This window comes from Acidovorax sp. GW101-11A03, from assembly GCF_059424825.1.
On sequence record NZ_JBWKZU010000003.1, the window covers coordinates 21,934 to 41,406 of the forward strand.

A 19,473-nucleotide genomic window follows, 5' to 3' on the forward strand; every position below is an offset into this window, starting at 1 on the left:
GCGACTCAACACAGGAACACAGGGAGAGGGTGTATGGCGTATATGACAACAAACAATGCGAAGGCGATGCGGCGATGGTGGGGCGGTGCAGCGCTCGCCGCAGTGCTGGCCCTGGCGGGCTGCGCCTCCGGGCCCACCCACCCGTCGCTGGCGGGCGCACAACTGCCCGAGCTGATCCCCGTGCGCGACTTTGTGACGAGCCGGCAGGCCACCGGGGGCTACCAGGTGTCGCCCGACGGGCAGCGCATTGCCTGGTTCGGTGTGGATGGGGTGGTGCCTGCGATCTGGGTGCGCTCCATCGACGGCAGCGATGCCAAGGCGTTTCGCATCCGTGCGCGCACCGTTCGGTTCAGTGCCGACAGCCGCTGGCTGGCCATCACGGCCGACCCGACCGGCGACGAAAACACGCGCATTCACGTGGGCCTGGTGAATGGGCCCGACACCGGGTTGCGCGAGCTGATGCCCGCGCAGAAGTCGGTGGCGCACCTGGTGGATGGGGTGGAGGGCAGCTCGGACTTCATCGTCACCTCCAACCAGCGCGACAAGAAAGTCTTTGACCTGTACCGCGTGAACCCGGCAGGCGGGGCGCCCGTGCTGCTCGCCACCAACCCCGGCAACGTCAACTGGTGGGGGGTGGACCCCACGGGGCAGCTGCGCGCCCGTGCGCAAATCAAGGGCGACCAGGTGCTGCTGGAGCGTCCGGGCGCGGAGCCTGGCTCCTGGAAGGTCGTGACACAGCGCAGCCGCTGGGACACGCTCAACATCTTTGGCCTGCACGACGAAGGGCGCAAGGCCTGGGCCTTGTCCAACCGGGGGCGCGACAAACTGGCGCTGGTGCGGCTGGACCTGGTCACGGGCGCCGAAGAGCTGTTTTACGCATCCCCCGATGTGGACCTGGACAACGTGACCCTGAGCCGCCGCACACGCGAGCCGCTGGTGGCTTATTCGATGCCCGGGTATCCGGCCCGCCAAGTGTTCGATGCGGCGCTGGCCGCCCGGCTGGCGGCCCTGGCGGGAGACCAGCCTGCGGATGTGCGGGTGATGAGCGCCGACCAGTCCGACAGCGTGCTCACCGTGGCCGTGGGCACGGAGCGGGGTGCACGCACCTACTTGTTGCGCGACGGGCACGAGCCGCAGTTTCTGGGTGAAAGCCGGTTGAGCGTGATCGCCCATGCCCTGGTTCCCTCCGAGCCCATCACCTACACCGCGCGGGACGGCCTGCCCATCCATGGCTACCTCACGCTGCCGGTGGGCGTGCAGCGGCCGCAGGCGCTCCCGCTGGTGCTGCTGGTTCACGGCGGGCCCTGGGCGCGTGACCGCTGGGGTGAGGGCATCATGCGGCAGTTTCTGGCCAACCGGGGCTATGCCGTGCTGCAGGTCAACTACCGGGGCTCCAGCGGCTATGGCCGCGCACACATGGAAAAAGCACGGGGCGAGTTTGCAGGCCGCATGCACGACGACCTGGTGGACGGCGTGCGCTGGGCCGTAGAGCGCGGCGTGGCCGACCCCGGGCGTGTGGCGATCTACGGCGCCAGCTACGGCGGCTACTCTGCCCTGGTGGGTGCGACCTTTACCCCCGAGGTGTTTGCCTGCTCGGTGGGCATCGTGGGCGTGACCGACATCGCCCGCCTGCTGGAGGCCGCACCGCCCTACTGGGAGCTGGGCCTGCCCTGGTGGCACCGCTACGTGGGCGACCCCGCCGTGCCCGCCGACCGTGCGCGCATGGATGCCAAATCACCCCTGTACCGCGCCGAGCATGCGCAAAAGCCCATCCTCATCATGCATGGCGTGAACGATGTGCGCGTGAAGCTGGAGCAGTCCGAATGGATGGTGGCCGCCCTGCGCAAGGCGGGCAAAGAGGTGGACTACGTCACCTTCCAGGGCGACGGCCACGGCAACCAGCGCTGGCCCAACAACCTCACGATGTACCGCAAGACAGAGGACTTCCTCGCCCGGTGCCTGGGCGGGCGCACCAGCGGGTTTGACTATTACCAGCTGGGGGCGTGGGCGTTTTGAATTGAAACCGGGATGGCTCGAAATGCGCCGTGGAAATGAAGTTGCAACTCACGTAGCAGCGCGGGGCTCCGATAGGGGCCCCATCTGAACTCTGGGGCTAGACTTCTGCTCTCGGCCACAAAAGCGGTTGCCTTGGCAGCACGAGCGATTGCCTAATGACGATGGCCCCTAGATCGGCAGCTGCGGTGGCGAAGGTCGAAACAACAAGACCAAAAGCCAGGGAGCACAGCGATGAATGATGAATGCCTGCCAGGTCGCTCGCAAGAAGTAGACACCGTCATCGGAGGTCAGTTGCTGGAGCGCACCCTCTACGTAGATGCAACCGAAGCCCGCGCTTGCGCGGCACTCTGGAAGTCCGGCCGGTATACCCAACTTGGGCTTTCCGAGGCGCAGAACCCGAATCTGGCCGAGGTGTCGTGCCTCGAGGCGTTTGAAGGCGTGGGCAAGTTGCACCTCATGCTGAATCGGAAAGTGGATCTCGCGCCGCTGCAGCAGCATGCGGGCGACTTGAGAGCCTATTACTGCAATGACGACCTTAACCCGCTGGTGGACTGCGAACGATTCGTGGCGCTCGAGTCCTTGGGCCAGGCCTGGGCCCCCAGCATCCGTTTCGCGCAGACCTACCCGTGCCTGACCCGTTTGAGCTTGACCGGAGCGGCTCCCACGACGGGAGATCTGGGCTTCCTGCGCATGGCCCCGCAACTTCGCGAGCTCAACCTGTTCCGCTCGAAGGTCCGCTCATTGGATGGCTTGGCCGCCTGCCCGCACCTTTCCGCGCTCTCCCTTGTACAACCTCGGGGTTTGCAAGATACGGCGTACCTGGGCCGGTGTGGGGGATTGGTGGAGTTGACCCTGGAGGGCGCTCGCCATATCGAAGGTCTGGCTGATCAGCTTAAGCACCTCGGGATGCTGAAGAAATTGGTCCTCACCGCATCGGCGCCCTTGCCGTCGCTTGGGTTCCTGCGCAATCTGGAGCGGCTGGACTGGTTCGATTTCTCGAATACAGATGTGCTAGATGGGGACCTGCAGCCTCTGATTGAGCATCCCTCGCTCAATTTCATTCTGTTCACTGCCAAGAAGCATTTCAGTCACACCGCAACGCAAGTGAAGAAGTCGAGGGGGGCGCGCTGAGGCACACACAGGCCATGCATGTGAAAACGCGAAGATCGCAATTTGATCGACTGCCCGCTTTTATTTGGTTTAGGGCTGTGGGATACCTGCCCGACGGAACCCCGTGCGACGTTCGTCCTCGACATGAGGGCAGGTGTTGCATAGGCCAAAACAAATTCTGCCCCATACAACTGACTTGGGCCGTGCACAGCCCCTGAACTGGGTTTGCTCTGGATCAGACTTAGCAGCCTCGCCCTCAGCAGCAGGGCGGCGATATTGATAAAATTGAGAATCAATATCATTCACAACAAGGCATTCCCCCATGAAAGCCATGGACCATGGCGCGGCTGCGCTGCTGCATCAGCGCGCCGGGCGCTCTGCATCCACCGGCCTGGACACGCTGCCCCTGCAAGCCCAGGCGCTGGTGACCGGGCTGCTGCCCGCCCGCGATGCGCAGGAGCACAGCGTTTTGTTGCGCTTGCTGGAAATCGGTTTTCTGCCTGGTGAAACCGTGCGCGTGGTGGCACGTGGCGGGGTGGGGGGCGACCCCATCGCGGTGCGCGTGGGGCAGGTCACGTTTGCGCTGCGCAGGCCAGAGGCGTCCATGGTGCAGGTGCAGCGGCTGGATGCCCCCGGACAAGCGCAGGAGGTGGCGGCATGAATGTACCCACGGCAGCGTCCATGCCCCCGTCTGGTGCCCCCTTGCGCATTGCGTTGCTGGGCAACCCCAACTGCGGCAAGACCGCGCTGTTCAACCTGCTCACCGGCGCGCGCCAGAAGGTGGCCAACTACGCGGGCGTGACGGTGGAGCGCAAGGAGGGCCTGCTGCAGACTGCTGCGGGCCGCAGCGTGCGGGTGCTCGACCTGCCCGGTGCCTACAGCCTGCACGCGCACAGCCTGGACGAGGCCATCACGCGCGACATCGTGCGCGGGCGGCGGGTGGGTGAGCCGGTGCCCGATGTGCTGGTGTGCGTGACTGATGCCACCCACTTGCGCCTGAACCTGCGCCTGGTTCTGGAGGCCCGCGCCCTGGGCCTGCCCATGGTGCTGGTGCTCAACATGATGGACGTGGCCCGGCGCCAGGGCATGGAGATCGACCGCGAGGCGCTGGCGCGCGAACTGGGCATGCCGGTGCTGGCCACCGTGGGCGTGCGCAGGGATGGCGCCCAGGAGCTGGTGCAGTGGCTGGACGGCGCGAAGCTGCAGCAGCTGGAGCGCCCGGTGATGGCACCCGATGCGGCGGCGCGGCTGGATGCGAGCGAGCTGGAGGCGCAGAACGACGTCATCCGCACGCACCAGGAGGTGCGGCGCATTCTGGAGCTGGCGGTGCGCGTGCCCATGGTCAGCCTGCGTGCCGATGACCGCATCGACGCGGTGGTGCTGCACCCGGTCTGGGGCCTGCTGATCCTGGCGGCCACGCTGTTCCTGATGTTCCAGGCGGTGTTCAGCTGGGCCGAGCTACCCAAGTCGTGGATCGAGGACGGGATGGCCTGGCTGGCGGCGCTTATCAACACCCACATGGCCGATGGCCCCTTGCGCAGCCTGCTGACGGATGGGGTGCTGGCAGGTGCGGGCGGGGTGCTGGTGTTTCTGCCGCAGATTCTGTTTCTGTTCCTGTTCATTCTGGCGCTGGAGGATTCGGGTTACCTGCCGCGTGCGGCGTTTTTGCTGGACCGCGTGATGGGCACGGTGGGCCTGTCGGGCCGCTCGTTCATCCCGCTGCTGTCGAGCTTTGCCTGTGCCGTGCCGGGGGTGATGGCCACGCGCTCCATCACCCACTGGCGCGACCGGCTGGTGACCATCATGATCGCCCCGCTCATGACCTGCTCGGCGCGCCTGCCGGTGTATGCGCTGCTGATTGCGGCCTTCATCCCCGAGCGCACGGTGGCGGGGGTGTTCAACCTGCAGGGCGTGGTGCTGTTTGCGCTGTATGTAGCGGGCATAGCCAGCGCCATGGCGGTGGCGGCGGTGGCCAAGCTGGCCCGCAGCGACACGCGGCCCACGCCGCTGATGATGGAGCTGCCCGCGTACCGCTGGCCCAGCGTGCGGGGCCTGGCGTTTGGCTTGTACGAGCGGGCGGTGATTTTCATCAAGCGGGTGGGCGGCATCATCCTGGCCGTCACCGTGCTGCTGTGGTTTTTGTCCACCTACCCCGGCGCGCCGGAAGGCGCCACGCAGGCGGCCATCACCTACAGCTATGCGGGCCAGCTGGGTCGGTGGCTGGAGGTGATCGTCGCGCCGATTGGCTTCAACTGGCAGATCGCCATCGCCCTGGTGCCCGGCATGGCGGCGCGCGAGGTGGCGGTGAGCGCGCTGGGCACGGTGTACGCACTGTCTGCCACGGGCGACGAGGTGGCCAACCAGCTGGGCGCGCTGGTGGCGGGCTCGTGGTCGCTGGCTACCGCGCTGTCGCTGATGGCTTGGTATGTGTTTGCGCCCCAGTGCATCTCCACCATCGCCGCCGTGCGGCGCGAGACCAATGGCTGGCGCTACCCGCTGCTCATGGTGGGGTACCTGTTTGCCATGGCGTACGCCGCCAGTTTTGTGACCTACCGCGTGGCGCTGGCGCTGGGCGGCGGCTGAAGGGAAAGGTGCTTATGGCCCAGCAACTCATTGTTGGTTTGATCGTCGCCGCTGCCGCGCTCCATGTGCTGTGGCGTTATCTGCCCGCGCGCTGGCGCCGGGGGCTGGGCCGGGTGCACCCGGGGCTGGCCCAGGCGCCCGGTTGTGGCGGGGGCGATGAAGGAGGGTGCAGCCGTTGCGGCAGCTGCGGGGTGCCGCCCGAGGCGGGTGCTGAAAAGCCGGTGTCCATGCCTGCACCGCGCAAGCCCGTGGCTTAGGATTTGCTATATATTTGATAGCTATTTGCGCTTAATGGATGCGCGGTAAGGCCTTTTTTCTTTAATAATTCTGCGCCTTTTCGGCCTGCTATTGGTACAGCCTGCCTTCGCCCAGCGCGTGCAGCGCCTGCTGCAGATTGGTGCGTGCCTGCGCCTCGTAGCGCTGTGCAAAGTAGCCCGTGCCGTAGATCTGCGGGCGGTCCAGAAAGCCCTGCAGCACGGCGCTGCGCCCCGCCACATAGCGCGGCCAGCGCACAAAGAAGTATTCGCGCCGCACATTGCGCTCGAACTGGCGGTACACCGCGTCGCTCTGGCCGAGGATGGCCAGGTCGATGTCCACCACCCACAGCGCATCGCCCGTGAGCGGGCCCGGGGTATGGCGGGTGTCCATCACATGCTGGTGCACGGCCTCGGCCAATTCCGTGGGTAGCCCCTGGCTCAGGAGAAACTGGCGCGCCCACTCGGCGCTGCGCGCCTCGTTGTGCCCGCTCCACGGCCAGTAGATGGCGTCGTGGTACCACAGGGCCAAGGCGACGGCATGGGGGTTGTGGAGTGCGCCGGGTTGCTGATCCAGCACCGCCTGCATGTGCCGCAGGCAGGCCCGCAGGTGCGTGGTGTCGTGGTAGGCCCGAGGCCAGCGGGCCCAGCTGCGCAGCAGGCGCCGGCCCTCGGCGCGCCAGGCGGGGGTGTCCCGGCCCAGCGCCTGGCCCAGTGCGTTCCAGTGGGCTAGCAGTTCGGCGCTGTGCGCGGGCTGGCGGCGCCAGGGCATGGGGCTGTCAGGCCAGCTTGCCCAGAAGCAGATATTCCATCAGTGCTTTTTGTACGTGCATGCGGTTCTCTGCCTCATCCCACACCACGGACTGCGGCCCGTCGATCACGTCGGCCTCGACCTCTTCGCCCCGGTGCGCGGGCAGGCAGTGCATGAAGAGGGCGTCGGGTTGGGCGGCGGCCATCATCTCGGTGTCCACGCACCAGTCGGCAAACGCTTTTTTGCGCGCTTCGTTCTCGGCCTCGTAGCCCATGCTGGTCCACACGTCGGTGGTGACCAGGTCGGCGCCTCGGCAGGCTTCCATGGGGTTGCTAAAGAATTGATAGCTGTCGGCGCTGATCCCGTGGGCGCCAGCGGCCAATTTTTCATCAATTTCATAGCCACGGGGCGTGCTCACATGCACCTTGAAGCCCAGCAGCGATGCGGCCTGCACCCAGGTGTTGGCCATGTTGTTGCCGTCGCCCACCCAGGCCACCGTCTTGCCAGCGATGGAACCCCGGTGCTCGATGTAGGTGAAGATGTCCGCCAGGATCTGGCAGGGGTGGTACTCGTTGGTCAGGCCGTTGATCACCGGCACGCGCGAGTTGGCGGCAAAACGCTCGATCTTGCTTTGCTCGTAGGTACGGATCATCACCAGGTCGGTCATGCGGCTGATGACCTTGGCGCTGTCTTCAATCGGCTCGGCGCGGCCCAGCTGGCTGTCACCCGTGGTCAGGTGCACCACGCTGCCGCCCAGCTGGTACATGCCTGCCTCAAAGCTCACGCGCGTGCGGGTGCTGGCCTTCTCGAAGATCATGGCCAGCGTGCGGTCCACCAGCGGGTGGTGCTTTTCGTAGGCCTTGAACTTCTTCTTGATGAGCGCGGCGCGCTCGAACAGGTAGGTGTATTCGTCGGCGGTGAGGTCGGTGAACTGCAGGTAATGTTTCAGCGTCGTCATGACAATCTTGCTTTGCTTCATTCAGCCAGGATGGCTTTGACCAGCGGGGTCAGCTTGGCGACGATTTCGTCGGCCTCGGCCGTGGTCAGGATCAGCGGAGGCACCAGGCGGATCACGCTGTCGGCCGTGACCGACAGCAAGAGGCCCGCTTCGGCTGCGCGGCCAATCAGGGCGCCGCAGGGCTTGTTCAGTTCGATGCCCAGCATCAGGCCCTGGCCCCGGATCTCCTTCACGCCCGGCAGGTTGCCCAGCTCGCGCGTCAGGGCGGCCCGCAGGTGGTCACCCACCTTGGCCGCATTGTGCAGCAGACCGTCTTCTTCCATGATGCGGATGGTTTCGACCCCGGCGCGCATGGCCAGCGGGTTGCCGCCAAAGGTGGTGCCATGGTTGCCGGGCTGCAGCACGCTGGCGGCCTTGGGGCCCGCCACCACCGCGCCAATCGGCACGCCCGAGCCCAGGCCCTTGGCCAGGGGCATCACGTCGGGCACGATGCCCGCCCACTGGTGGGCAAACCACTTGCCGGTGCGGCCCATGCCGCACTGCACTTCGTCGATCATCATGAGCCAGCCGCGCTCGTCGCACAGCTTGCGCAGCTGCTGCAGGTATTCGATGCGCATGGCGTTGATGCCGCCTTCGCCCTGGATGGTTTCGAAGAACACGGCGACCACGTTGGGGTTGCCTTCTGTGGCCTGCTTGATGGCTTCGATGTCGTTCATCGGCACGCGCACAAAGCCCTCGACCAGCGGGCCAAAGCCGCTGTGGATCTTGGGGTTGCCGGTGGCCGACATGGTGGCGATGGAGCGGCCATGGAAGGCCTTTTCATAGACCACGATCTCGGGTTTGGCGATGCCTTTGTCCACGCCGAACTTGCGGGCGATCTTCAGGGCCGCCTCGTTGGCCTCCAGGCCCGAGTTGCAGAAGAACACGTTCTGCATGCCCGACAGCTCCACCAGCTTGGCGGCCAGTTGCTCCTGGCCGGGCACGTGGTAGTAGTTGGAGGTGTGGATCAGCTTGGCGATCTGGTCCTGCAGCGCGGGCACGAACTTGGGGTGGTTGTGGCCCAGCGTATTCACGGCGATGCCGCCCAGGCCGTCCAGGTATTCCTTGCCGTTCACATCCCACACACGGCAGCCCTGGCCACGCTCCAGCGCGATCGGCACGCGGCCGTAGGTGTTCATCACGTGGGGCGAAGCGGCTTCGATGAAAGCGGTCATGCGGGAATCTCCAGACGGTACGGTGGCAAAAAACGAAGCACGATTCTAGGGCGCGCACTGTGATCGTCTGTTGACGATTGCGCATTACTGCAATGAAGGCTGTTACCAGGGATTTGCGCCAGATTCCCGGTGCTGGCGATGGATTAGAGGGGCAGCTCTTATATAAGAGTTAGAATACGCGCTGCGGTGCAGCATGCAGTGATCCTGTGTCTGGCGCGCTCACTACCACTCCAATCCCCGATGGTTTCCCCCTCCTCCAAAGAAGTCTTCATCCAGGGCATCACCCATGACGGGAAAACCTTTCGGCCCAGCGACTGGGCCGAGCGGCTGGCCGGGGTGATGAGCAGCTTCCGCCCCGGTGGAGCCCGGCCCGGCAGCCACCTGAGCTACTCGCCCTGGTGTATTCCCACCACGCTCAATGGCGTGAAATGTGTGGTGGTGCATCGCGACCTGCAGGGGCACGAGCCCATGGCCTGGGATTTCGTGATCAACTTCGCCCGCGACAACAACCTGCAGGTGGCCGAGGCCTGCCTGCTGCCCGACCCGCCCGCCGCCAAGGGCTGAGGCGCTCAGTTTCCCCCCCTCAGTTTCCTTTGCCTGCACCCAGCCGGGGTGCATCGCCAGCGGGGCTCGCGCGCAGCAGCTGGTCGGCCTGCAGCCGGTTCATCCAGGCTTTTTCCACAAACGGGTCCGTCACGCCGTAGTGCCCGTGTTTCACGCGCATGAGCAGGTTGGCCGAGGTCATCGCGCCGATGATGCCCTGCACCTCCTGGGCCGTCACCTCGCGGCCGATCTGCGCCGCATAGGCCTTGAGCGCCTCGCCGGTGAACACGCCCTTCACGTCGCCGCCGATGCTGCAGATGCGCGAGAACACGGCCTCGGCCAGCGGGCCCATGGCCTCCACCTTTTGCAGTTCCACATCGGCCGCTGCAGCGCCCAAAGACTGCGCGATGGTGGGCAGGTGTTCGTCGGGTAGGGCGTCCGGCGGCAGGCTGCGCAGCACGTTGAGCGCCTTCATCAGCTCCTCGGGCCGGCTGCCCATGCTGCGAAAGGCGGCCTCGGTGACTTCCGCAGAAGGCAGCATGGCGCCCAGCTGGGGGCCGACCTGCGCCAGCACGTAGTCGATGAAATCCCGCCCCAGCACCGGAAATTCGTTGGTCACCGCGCCGTTGAAGGCCTGGTTGCCCTTGAGCGTGAGTTCCTGCACGCGCGCACGGTGCGAGCCGGTGCCGATGAAGAGGAAGTGCCCCGGCGTGCCCGGGCGGGTGTTGATGGCGTCGCGCGCCGCCTTCAGCGCATGCAGCAGGTGGTCGCCATCGGCGCTGCCCAGCGCATGCTGCACCTCGTCCACGATCAGCACCACATCGGTCTGGGCCTGGTCGATCAGCTCCTGGAACGCCTGGGCCAGGCTCACGCCGTCGTCCTTGCCCACATCGGCGAGCTTGAAGCCGAACTTGAAACCCGCTGCGCCCGCTTCGAGGTTGGTGACTTCCTTGAGCCGTTTGAGGAGGCCTGAGCCAGGCAGCTGCAGCTCCTTGAGCGTCTTGCGGATGGCCTCGTGCACCAGATCGGCCGGGTTGGCCTGCGGCTGGCTCCACAGGTCCACATAGACCACGATGGCGCCCAGGGCCTCCAGGGCGGGGATCAGGTCGGTGGCCAGGAAGGTGGTCTTGCCCACGCGCCGCTGGCCCGACAGGAACAGGCCGGAGCGCAGCGAGGTGTCCAGGAACGAGGGCCTGAGCAGCTGATGGGCCATCTGCTCAGCAAGAGCGGTGCGGCGGAAGGTCATGGTTTATTGGATTTTATGGAATTCCAATAATTATGCTGATTCAATAATTTAAGGTAAAGCGTGCTGTGCGAGGCCCGGAAACGAAAAAACCGCCCGAAGGCGGTTTGTTCGTCTTTTTGCTGGCAGCGCACCCGTTACAAACGGCGAACGGCGGGGCCGTCCGGGCTGTTGGCCTGCCGGAGCAGGCGGTGAGTTTTTTAAGCGGCTGCGGGTGCCAGGGCTTTCACCTTGGCAGACAGACGGCTCTTGTCGCGAGCAGCCTTGTTCTTGTGGAAGATGCCCTTGTCGGCCACGGTGTCCACCACGGCTTGCATCTTGGCGAACAGTTCGGTCGCCTTGGTCTTGTCGCCAGCCAGAACAGCCTTCTCGACGTTCTTGACAGCGGTACGGTACTTGGAGCGCAGCGAGGTGTTCGCGGCGTTGATCTTGACGTCCTGACGGACGCGCTTACGGCCCGAAGCGAGGCGGGGGTTCTTCTTTTTTGGTTTAGCGGATGCCATGATGAATATTCCTTGGGTCTGTGGATGTTGCCAGCAAAGCCCGCGATTATAGCCCAGAGAGGGATTTTTACCACTACCTTGCCGGAAGCCGGTGCGGCGGCGCCAGGGTGCCATGGGGCCGGGCTTGGCCGGGCCACCGGGCGCGCCATCCGGCTGGGGGATCATCCAGGGCTACACTTCTTGCGGTGTCGTTATTCAAAGCCGCTTCCACCGTCTCCCTGCTGACCCTCGCCTCCCGCATCACCGGGCTGGTGCGCGAGTTGCTCATGGCCTCCGTCTTCGGGGTCAGCGCCATGACGGACGCCTTCAACGTGGCGTTCCGCATTCCCAACCTGTTCCGCCGCGTGCTGGGCGAAGGGGCTTTCAGCCAGGCTTTTGTGCCGGTGCTGGCCGCCACCCGCGCTCAGGAGGGCGACGACGGTGCCCGGGCACTGATTGACCATGTGGGCACGCTGCTGGCCTGGACGCTGGTGCTGCTGTGCATCGCCGGGGTGCTGGGCGCGCCCTGGATGGTGTGGGCCATGGCCAGCGGGCTGCAGCCCCAGGGGTTTGATGCCGCCGTCACCATGACGCGCTGGATGTTCCCCTACATCGGCTTCATGTCGCTGGTCGCGCTGGCCGGGGGCATTCTCAACACCTGGAAGAAGTTTGCGGTGCCCGCCGCGTCGCCGGTGCTGCTCAACATCGCGCTCATTCTGTCCATCACGCTGGGCGCGCCCTTGTTTGCGCGCCACGGCATCGAGCCCATCTATGCCCAGGCGGCCGGGGTGATGCTAGGCGGCCTGCTGCAACTGGGCATCCAGGTGCCCGCGCTGCTGCGCCTGGGGCTGCTGCCGCGCATCGGTGTGCGCTGGGCGGCCATCCGCACCGCCTGGGCCGACCCCACCACCCGCAAGGTGGCGCGCCTGATGCTGCCCGCGTTGCTGGGCGTGAGCGTGGCGCAGATCTCGCTGCTCATCAACACGCAGATTGCCTCGCACCTGGCCACGGGCAGCGTGAGCTGGATCACCTATGCCGACCGCCTGATGGAGCTGCCCACCGCCTTGCTGGGCGTGGCGCTGGGCGTGGTGCTGATGCCGCAGCTGGCCAGCGCCCGCGCCAAGCAGGACGATGAACGCTACTCGGCCATGCTCGACTGGGGGCTGCGCCTGGTCGTGCTGCTGTCGGTGCCTTGCATGGTGGCCTTGCTGGTGTTCTCCGAGCCGCTGGTGGCGGTGCTGTACCACTACGGCGCGTTCGGCGACGAAGACGTGCGCAAGACCACGCTGGCGCTCACGGGCTATGGTGCGGGCTTGGTGGGCATCGTGGCCATCAAGGTGCTGGCGCCGGGTTTTTATGCCAAGCACGACATGCGCACGCCCATGCTGATTGCCGTGGCGGTGCTGGTGCTCACGCAGCTGATGAACCTTGTGCTCGTGCCCTACCTGCAGCATGCGGCCTTGACGCTGACCATCGGCATCGGAGCGCTCATCAACGCCACCTGGCTGCTGGTGGGCCTGCTGCGGCGCGGCAGCTACAAGCCCCTGCCGGGCTGGGGCAGGTTTGCCCTGCAGGTGATTGCCGCAAGCGCCTTGCTGGCCGTGCTGCTGGTATGGGGGGCGCAGTATTTCGACTGGGTGGAGATGCGCGGCAAATCCTGGCAGCGCATCGGCCTGCTGGCCGCGCTGATGGTGGCGGCTGCCGTGCTGTACTTTGGTGCGCTGTGGGCGGCGGGCCTCAAGCTGCGCCAGATGCTGCGACGCTGAAACACCATGGCATGTCCCTCCGAAGGCCACAAATGCCCTGTCAAGACGGGTTTTCTGTCGATTGACGCTGACCGGCGTGACGCTTAAAAATTCACCATGTCCCTGAGCTATTCCGTACCCACCTCGCTGGAGTACTTTGCATCGCTGGTGCACAGCGATGAGCACTTTCCGCTGCTGGAGGCCGCCGCCAGCCTGGCCCAGGACGAATACCCAGAATTCGACGTGCAGCAACTGCTGGGCGACATGGACCAGCTGCTTGCGCGCATCCAGCGCCGCCTGCCGGCCGATGCCCCTGCGCTGCAGCGTCTGCGCACGCTCAACCAATTCTTTTTTGCCGACCTGGGCTTTGGCGGCAACATCAACAACTACTACGACCCCGAAAACAGCTACCTCAACGCGGTGCTGCGCACGCGCCGGGGCATTCCCATCAGCCTGGCCGTGCTCTGGATGGAGCTGGCCCAGGGCCTGGGGCTGCATGCGCGGGGCATCGCGTTCCCCGGGCACTTCATGGTCAAGGTGCTGCTGCCCAAGGGGCAGGTGGTGATGGACCCGATCTCGGGCCAGTCATTGAGCCGCGAGGAACTGGCCGAGCGGCTGGAGCCCTACAAGCGTCGCAATGGACTGGTGGACGACTACGACGTGCCGCTGGGCCTGTACCTGCAGGCCGCCACGCCGCGCGACATCATTGCGCGCATGCTGCGCAACCTGAAGGAAGTGCACCGCACCCAGCAGGACTGGCAGCGCCTGATTGCCGTGCTGGACCGGCTCATCGTGCTGCTGCCCGAGGCCTGGGGCGAGCGGCGCGACCGGGGGCTGGCCCATGCCGAGAGGGGCAACACGGCCGACGCGGTGACCGACCTGGAGGCCTACCTGACCCACGCGGAAGACGGGCTCGACATCGACCTGATCGCCGACCGGCTGAGCGCGCTGCGCAACGCCAGCGGTTGATCTTCAAAATCTTCAGAACGGCGCGCTGCCCTCCGGCAGCGCCGCCTGCAATTGCGCCACCTGCCTGCGCAGCTCGGCATTCTCTGCGGTGAGTTCGGCTACGCGGCTGCGCAGGGTGCGCAGTTCGTCGGCGCCGCCCTTCGCACCCTCGGCACCTGCTGCGGCTTCCGCTGCCGGTTTTTCTTCCGACGGCGCTTCGTCGCGCGGCTTGCGCTTGCTCAATTCGCGCACGCGTTTGGCGGCCTGTTTGAGTTCGTCCTTGCCCGCCACGACGGCTGCCACCTGCTCCTCGGCAGGCAGGGTGGCAACAGCCGCAGCGGCGTTGATGGAGATAGTGCCGGACTTCACGGCGGCCACCAGCTCGGGCGCGGCCTGCTTCTGGATCTTCTCGATCATCACCACCTGGCTGCTGCTCAGGCGCGCTGCCTTGGCAATGGCCTCGCGGCTGCTCAGGGGATCGGGCGCGGGCAGGGCGGCAACGGCCTCGGGGGCGGCCGCTGGCAATTCGGTCATGGCGGCGGCCGTTGCTTCTGCGGGCTCGGCGGCGGTGCTGGCCCGCGCCTTGCGGTCCGCAATGATCTCGCGCTTGCGCAGTGCCAGCACGCCGCGCTGGAAGTCCGACACGCTGCGGCGACCCAGGTGCTGGTCGATCATCCACAGGTGCACGTCTTCCATCGACTTGAAGCGCGGGTTCTGCACGGTCTGGAACGGCAGACCATGTTTCTGGCAGATGCCGTAGCGGTTGTGGCCGTCCACCAGTACATCGCCCCACAGCACCAGCGCGTCGCGGCAGCCCTCGGTCAGGATGCTGCGCTCCAGCGCATCGTGTTCGTCGGGGGTCAGGGGTTCGATGTAGGCTTTGAGTTCTTCGTTGACGACGATGTTCATGGTGGCAGACGGGTCCGGGGGATCTGGGCAAGGGGCGGCATTGTAGTGGGCCTGCCACCGGGCCTACCGATCGCGTGTGTCCCGCAGCGCCAGCCAGCCCGCCACCGCCGTGAACGCCACCACCACAGCCACGATGATCCAGAAGCCCTGGGGGTCGTCCGACAGCGGCACGCCCCCCACGTTCATCCCAAATAGGCCCGCCAGGATGTTGATGGGCAGGGCCAGCACGGTGACCACCGTCAGTACGAACAGGCTGCGGCTGTTGGCCTCTTGCACGCTGGCGGCGATCTCTTCCTGCAGCAGCTTGATGCGCTCTTGCAGTCCCTGCATGTCGCGCAGCACCACCGAGAACTCTTCGGTGGAGTCGCGCAGCTCCTGCGCGTCGTCGGCGCCCATCCACGCGGGCGGGTGCTGCAGCAGGCGGAACAGCGCTGCGGGCTCGGGCGCCAGCAGCCGCTGCAGCCGCACCAGCAGGCGCCGCAGCACGCCCAGCCGCGCGCGTTTGTGGTCCAGGCGGCCCGCCAGCAGCGCGTCTTCCACGTCGTCGATGCGCTGGGTCACGCCGCGCACGATGTCCACCAGGCCCGAGGCCTGCGTGCGCATCAGTTCGGCCAGCAGGGCCACGCTGGAGCAGGGCGCGTTGCCGCTGCGCACCGCCGTGCGCAATGCGTCCACCGAGCGCAGCGGGCGGGTGCGTCCCGTCACCATCAGGTGCGGTGCCACGCTGGTCCACAGGGTGGCGATGTCCGAGGGCTCGAACGCAAAGTCAAAGTGCGCGTCGTTGAGCACGGCAATCAGCGTGTCGTCGTCCCGCTCAATGCGGGTGGAGACGGAGCGGTCCTTGAGCGCATCAAAAAACGCCTCGGGCAGGTCGGCGTGCCGCTCCATCCAGCGCATGGCCTGGGCGTGGCTCAGGTTGAAGTGCAGCCACAGGAACTGGCCCTGGTCTTTCCCCTCCAGCGCAGCGCCTCCGACCTGCAGGCCCGCCAGCCACTGCGCCGCCTGGGCCGAGTCGATCTCTCGCGGTGCAGCGTCGGCGCCCAGCAGGTAGCCGCAGATCAGCCCGGCGGCGTCACCCCCGTAGTTCAGGCTGGCGCTGGCGGGCAGGGTGGTGGCGGGATGGGGAGGGAGATCAACAGGCGGCACGGGCTTGCATCGTGGCCTGCGGGCATGACAACGCTATGACAAATCGCGCCGCTGTCACGAAATTTTCACGGCACTGTCACCGCAGCGCGCCACCATGGCGCATCTTTTTGCCCTGCCGGATGGCTCCCCATGTTCTACAACAACGCCCTTGACTCCCAGGAGCTGATGCAGCGCATCGCCAATGACCTGATCGACAGCTACGACGAGGAGCTGGAGCTGGAGATCGAAGACCGCGAGGTGGACGACATTGGCGCCCCCACCGCCGCCGACAAGCTCGCACGCCAGCAGTATTTCAAGGAGCTGTTCCGCCTGCAGGGCGAACTTGTCAAGTTGCAGGACTGGGTGCAGCACAGCCGCGAGAAGGTGGTGATCCTGTTTGAAGGGCGCGACGCAGCGGGCAAGGGCGGCGTGATCAAGCGCATCACCCAGCGCCTGAACCCGCGTGTGGCCCGCGTGGCGGCCTTGCCCGCGCCCAACGACCGCGAGCGCACGCAGTGGTACTTCCAGCGCTATGTGGCACACCTGCCTGCGGCGGGCGAGATCGTGCTGTTTGACCGCAGCTGGTACAACCGCGCGGGCGTCGAGCGGGTGATGGGTTTTTGCAGCGACGACGAGTACGAGGAGTTCTTCCGCACCGTGCCCGAGTTTGAAAAGATGCTGGTGCGCTCGGGCATCCGGCTCGTCAAATACTGGTTCTCCATCACTGACGAAGAGCAGCATCTGCGCTTCCTCGGCCGCATCCACGACCCCCTCAAGCAGTGGAAGCTCAGCCCCATGGACCTGGAAAGCCGCGTGCGCTGGGAGGCCTACACCAAGGCCAAGGAGACCATGCTGGAGCGCACCCACATCCCTGAGGCGCCCTGGTGGGTGGTGCAGGCGGTGGACAAGAAAAAGGCGCGCCTGAACTGCATTGCCCACCTGCTGGCCCAAATGCCCTACCAGGAGGTGCCACACCCCGCCGTGGTGCTGCCTGACCGCGTGCGCAACCCCGAGTACCTGCGCCAGCCCGTGCCAGCGTCCATGTATGTGCCGGAAGTCTATTGATCGCCATGGATCATTTGCTATAAAAAATATAGCTACAAAGGCATATCCATTGAGCGCAGAAGCCTAAAAAAGCTTCAAAAATCCTGCTCGAAAACCTGGAAAGCCGTGCACGGGCTCTGAGGAAGGCCGTGCCAGGTCAGTGCGGTCGGCCGGTGTCGCCTTGCGACGGCGTGCCCCCGCGCCCGAACTGGTGCCAGGCGCGGCGCAGCTGGGTGTCGGAGCTGAAGCCCGCCATCAGCGCGGCCTGTGTCACGTTCTGGCCCGAGCGCAGTGCGGCCTCGGCCGTCGCCAGGCGGATGCGGCGCAGGTACTGCAGCGGGGCGATGCCCGCATGCTCCAGAAACAGCCGGGTGAGGTGGCGTGGCGAGGTGTGGGCCACCTCCGCCATCTGCGGCACGCTCCAGTCGGCCTGCGGTTGTTGCCCCACGGCGTCCTGCACGCGGTGCAGGGCGGGGTGCAGGTGGTTGCGGTGGTGCAGGAAGGGCGAGAACTCCGGATCGTTCGGCCCCCGGCGCAGGGCCACCACCATGGCCTGTGCCACCTGGGCCGCCAGTGCAGGGCCGCAGGTGTCCGAGATGCGGTGCAGCAGCAGGTCGATGCCCGTGGTCACGCCCGCGCTGCTGTAGACGGCGCCGTCGGCCACAAACACGCGGTTGGCGACCACATCGCAGCGTGGGTCCACGGCGGCCAATTCATCCAGGTGCAGGTGGTGCGTGGTGGCGCGGCGGCCCGTGAGCAGGCCGGCGTGGGCGGCCAGCACCGAACCGGCGCACACGGTGACCAGCTCCAGCTGCCCCGCCACCGGCCGCAGCCCGCGCAGCCAGTGCAGCAGCGCACGCGCCTCGTCGCCCGCTACGTCGATGTGTTTGCCCGCCAGCCCCACCAGCACCACCCAGGCGTGCGTGGGCAGGGTGGCGGGCAGGGGCTCCAGCCCCGTCAGCACCGCGCCCACCGAGGTCACGGACTGCGGCGTAGGGCTCACGAAATGCTGCACAAACCGCTCGGGCTGGCCCCGGCCCACCAGCGCCTGGTTGGCGATGCGCAGCGCCTCGGCCGGGCCGGCCCAGTCGAGCACCAGGCTGCCCGGCAGCAGGGCGAAGTACACGTGGATGGGGGAAGAAGGTGGTGTATCCTGCATCGAAGGTTCTTGCAAACGGGGCGGTCTCAGAGCCTGTTCAAAGGCGTTTCATGGCGCCGTGTTCCACGGGGTGTCCATCTGGCGGGCGGTGCGCTGCGAGAGTGCTGCGCCTGCCAGCCGGGTGACCAGGTGCAGGCTCATGTCGATGCCCGCGCTGATGCCGGCCGACGTGACCAGTGCACCCCGGTCCACCCAGCGCACATTCTCCTGTACCTCCAGCGCCGGGAACTGCGCGCGCAGGTCGGCAATGTCCTCCCAGTGTGTGGTGGCAGGGCCTTCGGTCAGGACCCCGGCGGCTGCCAGGATGAAAGCGCCCGTGCAGACCGATGCCGTGATCTGCGCGCGGCCCGCTGCCTGGGCCACCCAGGCGCGGGTGGCGGGGCAGGCGGCAGCGGCATCGACCACGCCGCCGGGCACGATGAGCACATCGGGCGCGGTGGCGCTCGCAAAGTCTGCATCGGGCAGCACGCGCAGGCCCGCCCGGGCGCGCACCGGGGACAGGCTGCGGGCCACGCACTGCACGGCAAACGGCGCGGGGGCGCCGGGGTGCTGGCGCTGGTGCATGCGGCTGGCGGTGGTGAAGACCTCGTAGGGCCCGCCCAGGTCCAGGGCCTCCACGTCGTCGAACACCAGGATGGCGACCTGCAAGGGCTGCTTGCTCACTGGCGTACCTCCGGCTTCGCCTGCGGTGCGAGCTGGCTTGGGGTGGCCCGGCGCGGCGCTCATGCGGCCGCCCGGTCCAGCGCCTGCTGCACGGTGCACAGCGTGGCAAAGCGGCCCTGCAGCACGGTGGCGGTGCGGGTCTTGATGTCGGCCGCCGCCAGCACCTGGCCATCCGGCTGCACCATGTCCCAGGTCAGGGTGGCATCGGTCACGTAGTCCACGGCCCAGCCCAGGTCGGACGCGTGGCGCGTGGTGGTCTCGCAGCACTGTTCGGTGCGGATGCCGCTGATGATGAGGCGCTGGATGCCATGGCGTGTGAGCCACACGTCCAGGCCCGTGCCCACCAGCGCGCTGTGGCGCGACTTGGTGAAGGTGGCGGCCGCGTCGAAACTGGCCAGGCCCTCCAGGGCGCGCACCTGGCCGGATGCCTGCGAGAACGGGTTCTCGGCCACCTCAGGGCCCTCGCTGTGGAACACCCGCACCACCGGGATGCCCTGGGCGACACTGCCCGCGATCAGGGCGTTCTGGGCCTGCAGGTAGGCGGGCAGGTCCTGCTCCGTGAAGAACGGGCGGTGGCGGAAGGATTCCTGGACATCAATCACAATCAGACAGGTTTTCATGCGGAAATCTCTGGAGAGGGGTGTTTGGAAGCCCCTATCCTCGCGCCGAAGGCCCTTGTTGTCCGATGCTTGTGGGACAGACTTCGATCAATTTAGGCCATACTCT

General features: G+C 66.4%; 19 protein-coding genes. 9 read left to right on the top strand and 10 right to left on the bottom strand.

The window, feature by feature from the left end; all coding sequences use genetic code 11:
• Positions 1–66 precede the first annotated feature (66 nt).
• From AC07Z7_RS02215 to AC07Z7_RS02235, 5 genes are all read left to right on the top strand, one after another.
• Entirely contained in the window at positions 67–2,016 is a 1,950-nt protein-coding gene (locus AC07Z7_RS02215; protein ID WP_494765173.1) for a S9 family peptidase, read from the top strand.
• Positions 2,017–2,247: 231 nt separating this feature from the next.
• Positions 2,248–3,147: a hypothetical protein gene (locus tag AC07Z7_RS02220; RefSeq protein WP_494765174.1), complete on the top strand. Its 900-nt coding sequence runs from the start codon at positions 2,248–2,250 to the stop codon at positions 3,145–3,147.
• A gap of 310 nt (positions 3,148–3,457) precedes the next feature.
• Positions 3,458–3,787, top strand: a complete 330-nt coding sequence (locus tag AC07Z7_RS02225; protein WP_494765269.1) for a FeoA family protein — start codon at positions 3,458–3,460, stop codon at positions 3,785–3,787.
• Complete coding sequence (gene feoB, locus AC07Z7_RS02230; RefSeq protein WP_494765175.1) at positions 3,784–5,709, top strand: ferrous iron transporter B; 1,926 nt, start codon at positions 3,784–3,786, stop codon at positions 5,707–5,709. Before AC07Z7_RS02225 ends, feoB begins: the two co-directional genes overlap by 4 nt.
• Positions 5,710–5,723: 14 nt before the next feature.
• A complete protein-coding gene (locus AC07Z7_RS02235) occupies positions 5,724–5,966 on the top strand; it encodes a hypothetical protein (protein ID WP_494765176.1) in 243 nt (80 codons plus the stop codon).
• Between the two features lie 88 nt (positions 5,967–6,054).
• Here AC07Z7_RS02235 and AC07Z7_RS02240 read toward each other — a convergent pair whose 3' ends face one another.
• Genes AC07Z7_RS02240 through AC07Z7_RS02250 form a run of 3 tightly spaced genes read right to left on the bottom strand, consistent with a single transcriptional unit; the run spans position 6,055 to position 8,886 of the window.
• Positions 6,055–6,735: an HD domain-containing protein gene (locus AC07Z7_RS02240; protein ID WP_494765177.1), complete on the bottom strand. Its 681-nt coding sequence runs from the start codon at positions 6,733–6,735 to the stop codon at positions 6,055–6,057.
• 7 nt (positions 6,736–6,742) lie between these two features.
• Entirely contained in the window at positions 6,743–7,672 is a 930-nt protein-coding gene (gene argF, locus AC07Z7_RS02245) for an ornithine carbamoyltransferase (RefSeq protein ID WP_252660861.1), read from the bottom strand.
• 17 nt (positions 7,673–7,689) lie between these two features.
• Positions 7,690–8,886 carry an aspartate aminotransferase family protein gene (locus tag AC07Z7_RS02250; RefSeq protein WP_494765178.1) on the bottom strand — a complete coding sequence of 399 codons (1,197 nt, stop codon included), beginning with the start codon at positions 8,884–8,886 and terminating at the stop codon, positions 7,690–7,692.
• A 240-nt stretch (positions 8,887–9,126) separates the two neighbouring features.
• Between AC07Z7_RS02250 and AC07Z7_RS02255 the strand changes: the two genes are divergently transcribed.
• Complete coding sequence (locus AC07Z7_RS02255; RefSeq protein ID WP_094288179.1) at positions 9,127–9,450, top strand: DUF3579 domain-containing protein; 324 nt, start codon at positions 9,127–9,129, stop codon at positions 9,448–9,450.
• 19 nt (positions 9,451–9,469) lie between these two features.
• Here AC07Z7_RS02255 and AC07Z7_RS02260 read toward each other — a convergent pair whose 3' ends face one another.
• Together AC07Z7_RS02260 and rpsT are read right to left on the bottom strand one after the other, a co-directional pair.
• Positions 9,470–10,675 (bottom strand): AAA family ATPase, encoded by a 1,206-nt coding sequence (locus AC07Z7_RS02260; RefSeq protein WP_494765179.1) that lies wholly within the window; start codon positions 10,673–10,675, stop codon positions 9,470–9,472.
• A gap of 197 nt (positions 10,676–10,872) precedes the next feature.
• On the bottom strand, positions 10,873–11,175 hold the full coding sequence (gene rpsT, locus AC07Z7_RS02265) for a 30S ribosomal protein S20 (protein WP_015015385.1): 303 nt from the start codon (positions 11,173–11,175) through the stop codon (positions 10,873–10,875).
• A 185-nt stretch (positions 11,176–11,360) separates the two neighbouring features.
• Here rpsT and murJ point away from each other — a divergent pair, with 185 nt between their 5' ends.
• Both murJ and AC07Z7_RS02275 read left to right on the top strand, forming a co-directional pair.
• Positions 11,361–12,920, top strand: coding sequence for a murein biosynthesis integral membrane protein MurJ (murJ, locus tag AC07Z7_RS02270; RefSeq protein ID WP_094288183.1), 1,560 nt, complete (start codon positions 11,361–11,363; stop codon positions 12,918–12,920).
• Positions 12,921–13,016: 96 nt separating this feature from the next.
• Entirely contained in the window at positions 13,017–13,868 is an 852-nt protein-coding gene (locus tag AC07Z7_RS02275) for a SirB1 family protein (protein ID WP_094288185.1), read from the top strand.
• A gap of 12 nt (positions 13,869–13,880) precedes the next feature.
• Here the strand turns inward: AC07Z7_RS02275 and AC07Z7_RS02280 are convergent, their stop codons facing one another.
• Both AC07Z7_RS02280 and AC07Z7_RS02285 read right to left on the bottom strand, forming a co-directional pair.
• Positions 13,881–14,756, bottom strand: coding sequence for a ParB N-terminal domain-containing protein (locus tag AC07Z7_RS02280; protein ID WP_494765180.1), 876 nt, complete (start codon positions 14,754–14,756; stop codon positions 13,881–13,883).
• A gap of 63 nt (positions 14,757–14,819) precedes the next feature.
• A complete protein-coding gene (locus AC07Z7_RS02285; protein ID WP_494765181.1) occupies positions 14,820–15,902 on the bottom strand; it encodes a transporter in 1,083 nt (360 codons plus the stop codon).
• A gap of 129 nt (positions 15,903–16,031) precedes the next feature.
• Between AC07Z7_RS02285 and ppk2 the strand changes: the two genes are divergently transcribed.
• Complete coding sequence (gene ppk2 / locus AC07Z7_RS02290) at positions 16,032–16,946, top strand: polyphosphate kinase 2 (RefSeq protein ID WP_094288191.1); 915 nt, start codon at positions 16,032–16,034, stop codon at positions 16,944–16,946.
• Between the two features lie 136 nt (positions 16,947–17,082).
• Here the strand turns inward: ppk2 and AC07Z7_RS02295 are convergent, their stop codons facing one another.
• From AC07Z7_RS02295 to AC07Z7_RS02305, 3 genes are read right to left on the bottom strand one after another with little or no spacing between them, the layout of a single operon-like run.
• Positions 17,083–18,084, bottom strand: coding sequence for a GlxA family transcriptional regulator (locus AC07Z7_RS02295; RefSeq protein WP_494765182.1), 1,002 nt, complete (start codon positions 18,082–18,084; stop codon positions 17,083–17,085).
• Between the two features lie 48 nt (positions 18,085–18,132).
• Entirely contained in the window at positions 18,133–18,747 is a 615-nt protein-coding gene (locus tag AC07Z7_RS02300; RefSeq protein ID WP_494765270.1) for a DJ-1/PfpI family protein, read from the bottom strand.
• Positions 18,748–18,806: 59 nt separating this feature from the next.
• Complete coding sequence (locus tag AC07Z7_RS02305) at positions 18,807–19,367, bottom strand: isochorismatase family protein (protein ID WP_494765183.1); 561 nt, start codon at positions 19,365–19,367, stop codon at positions 18,807–18,809.
• Between the last annotated feature and the right edge of the window lie 106 nt (positions 19,368–19,473).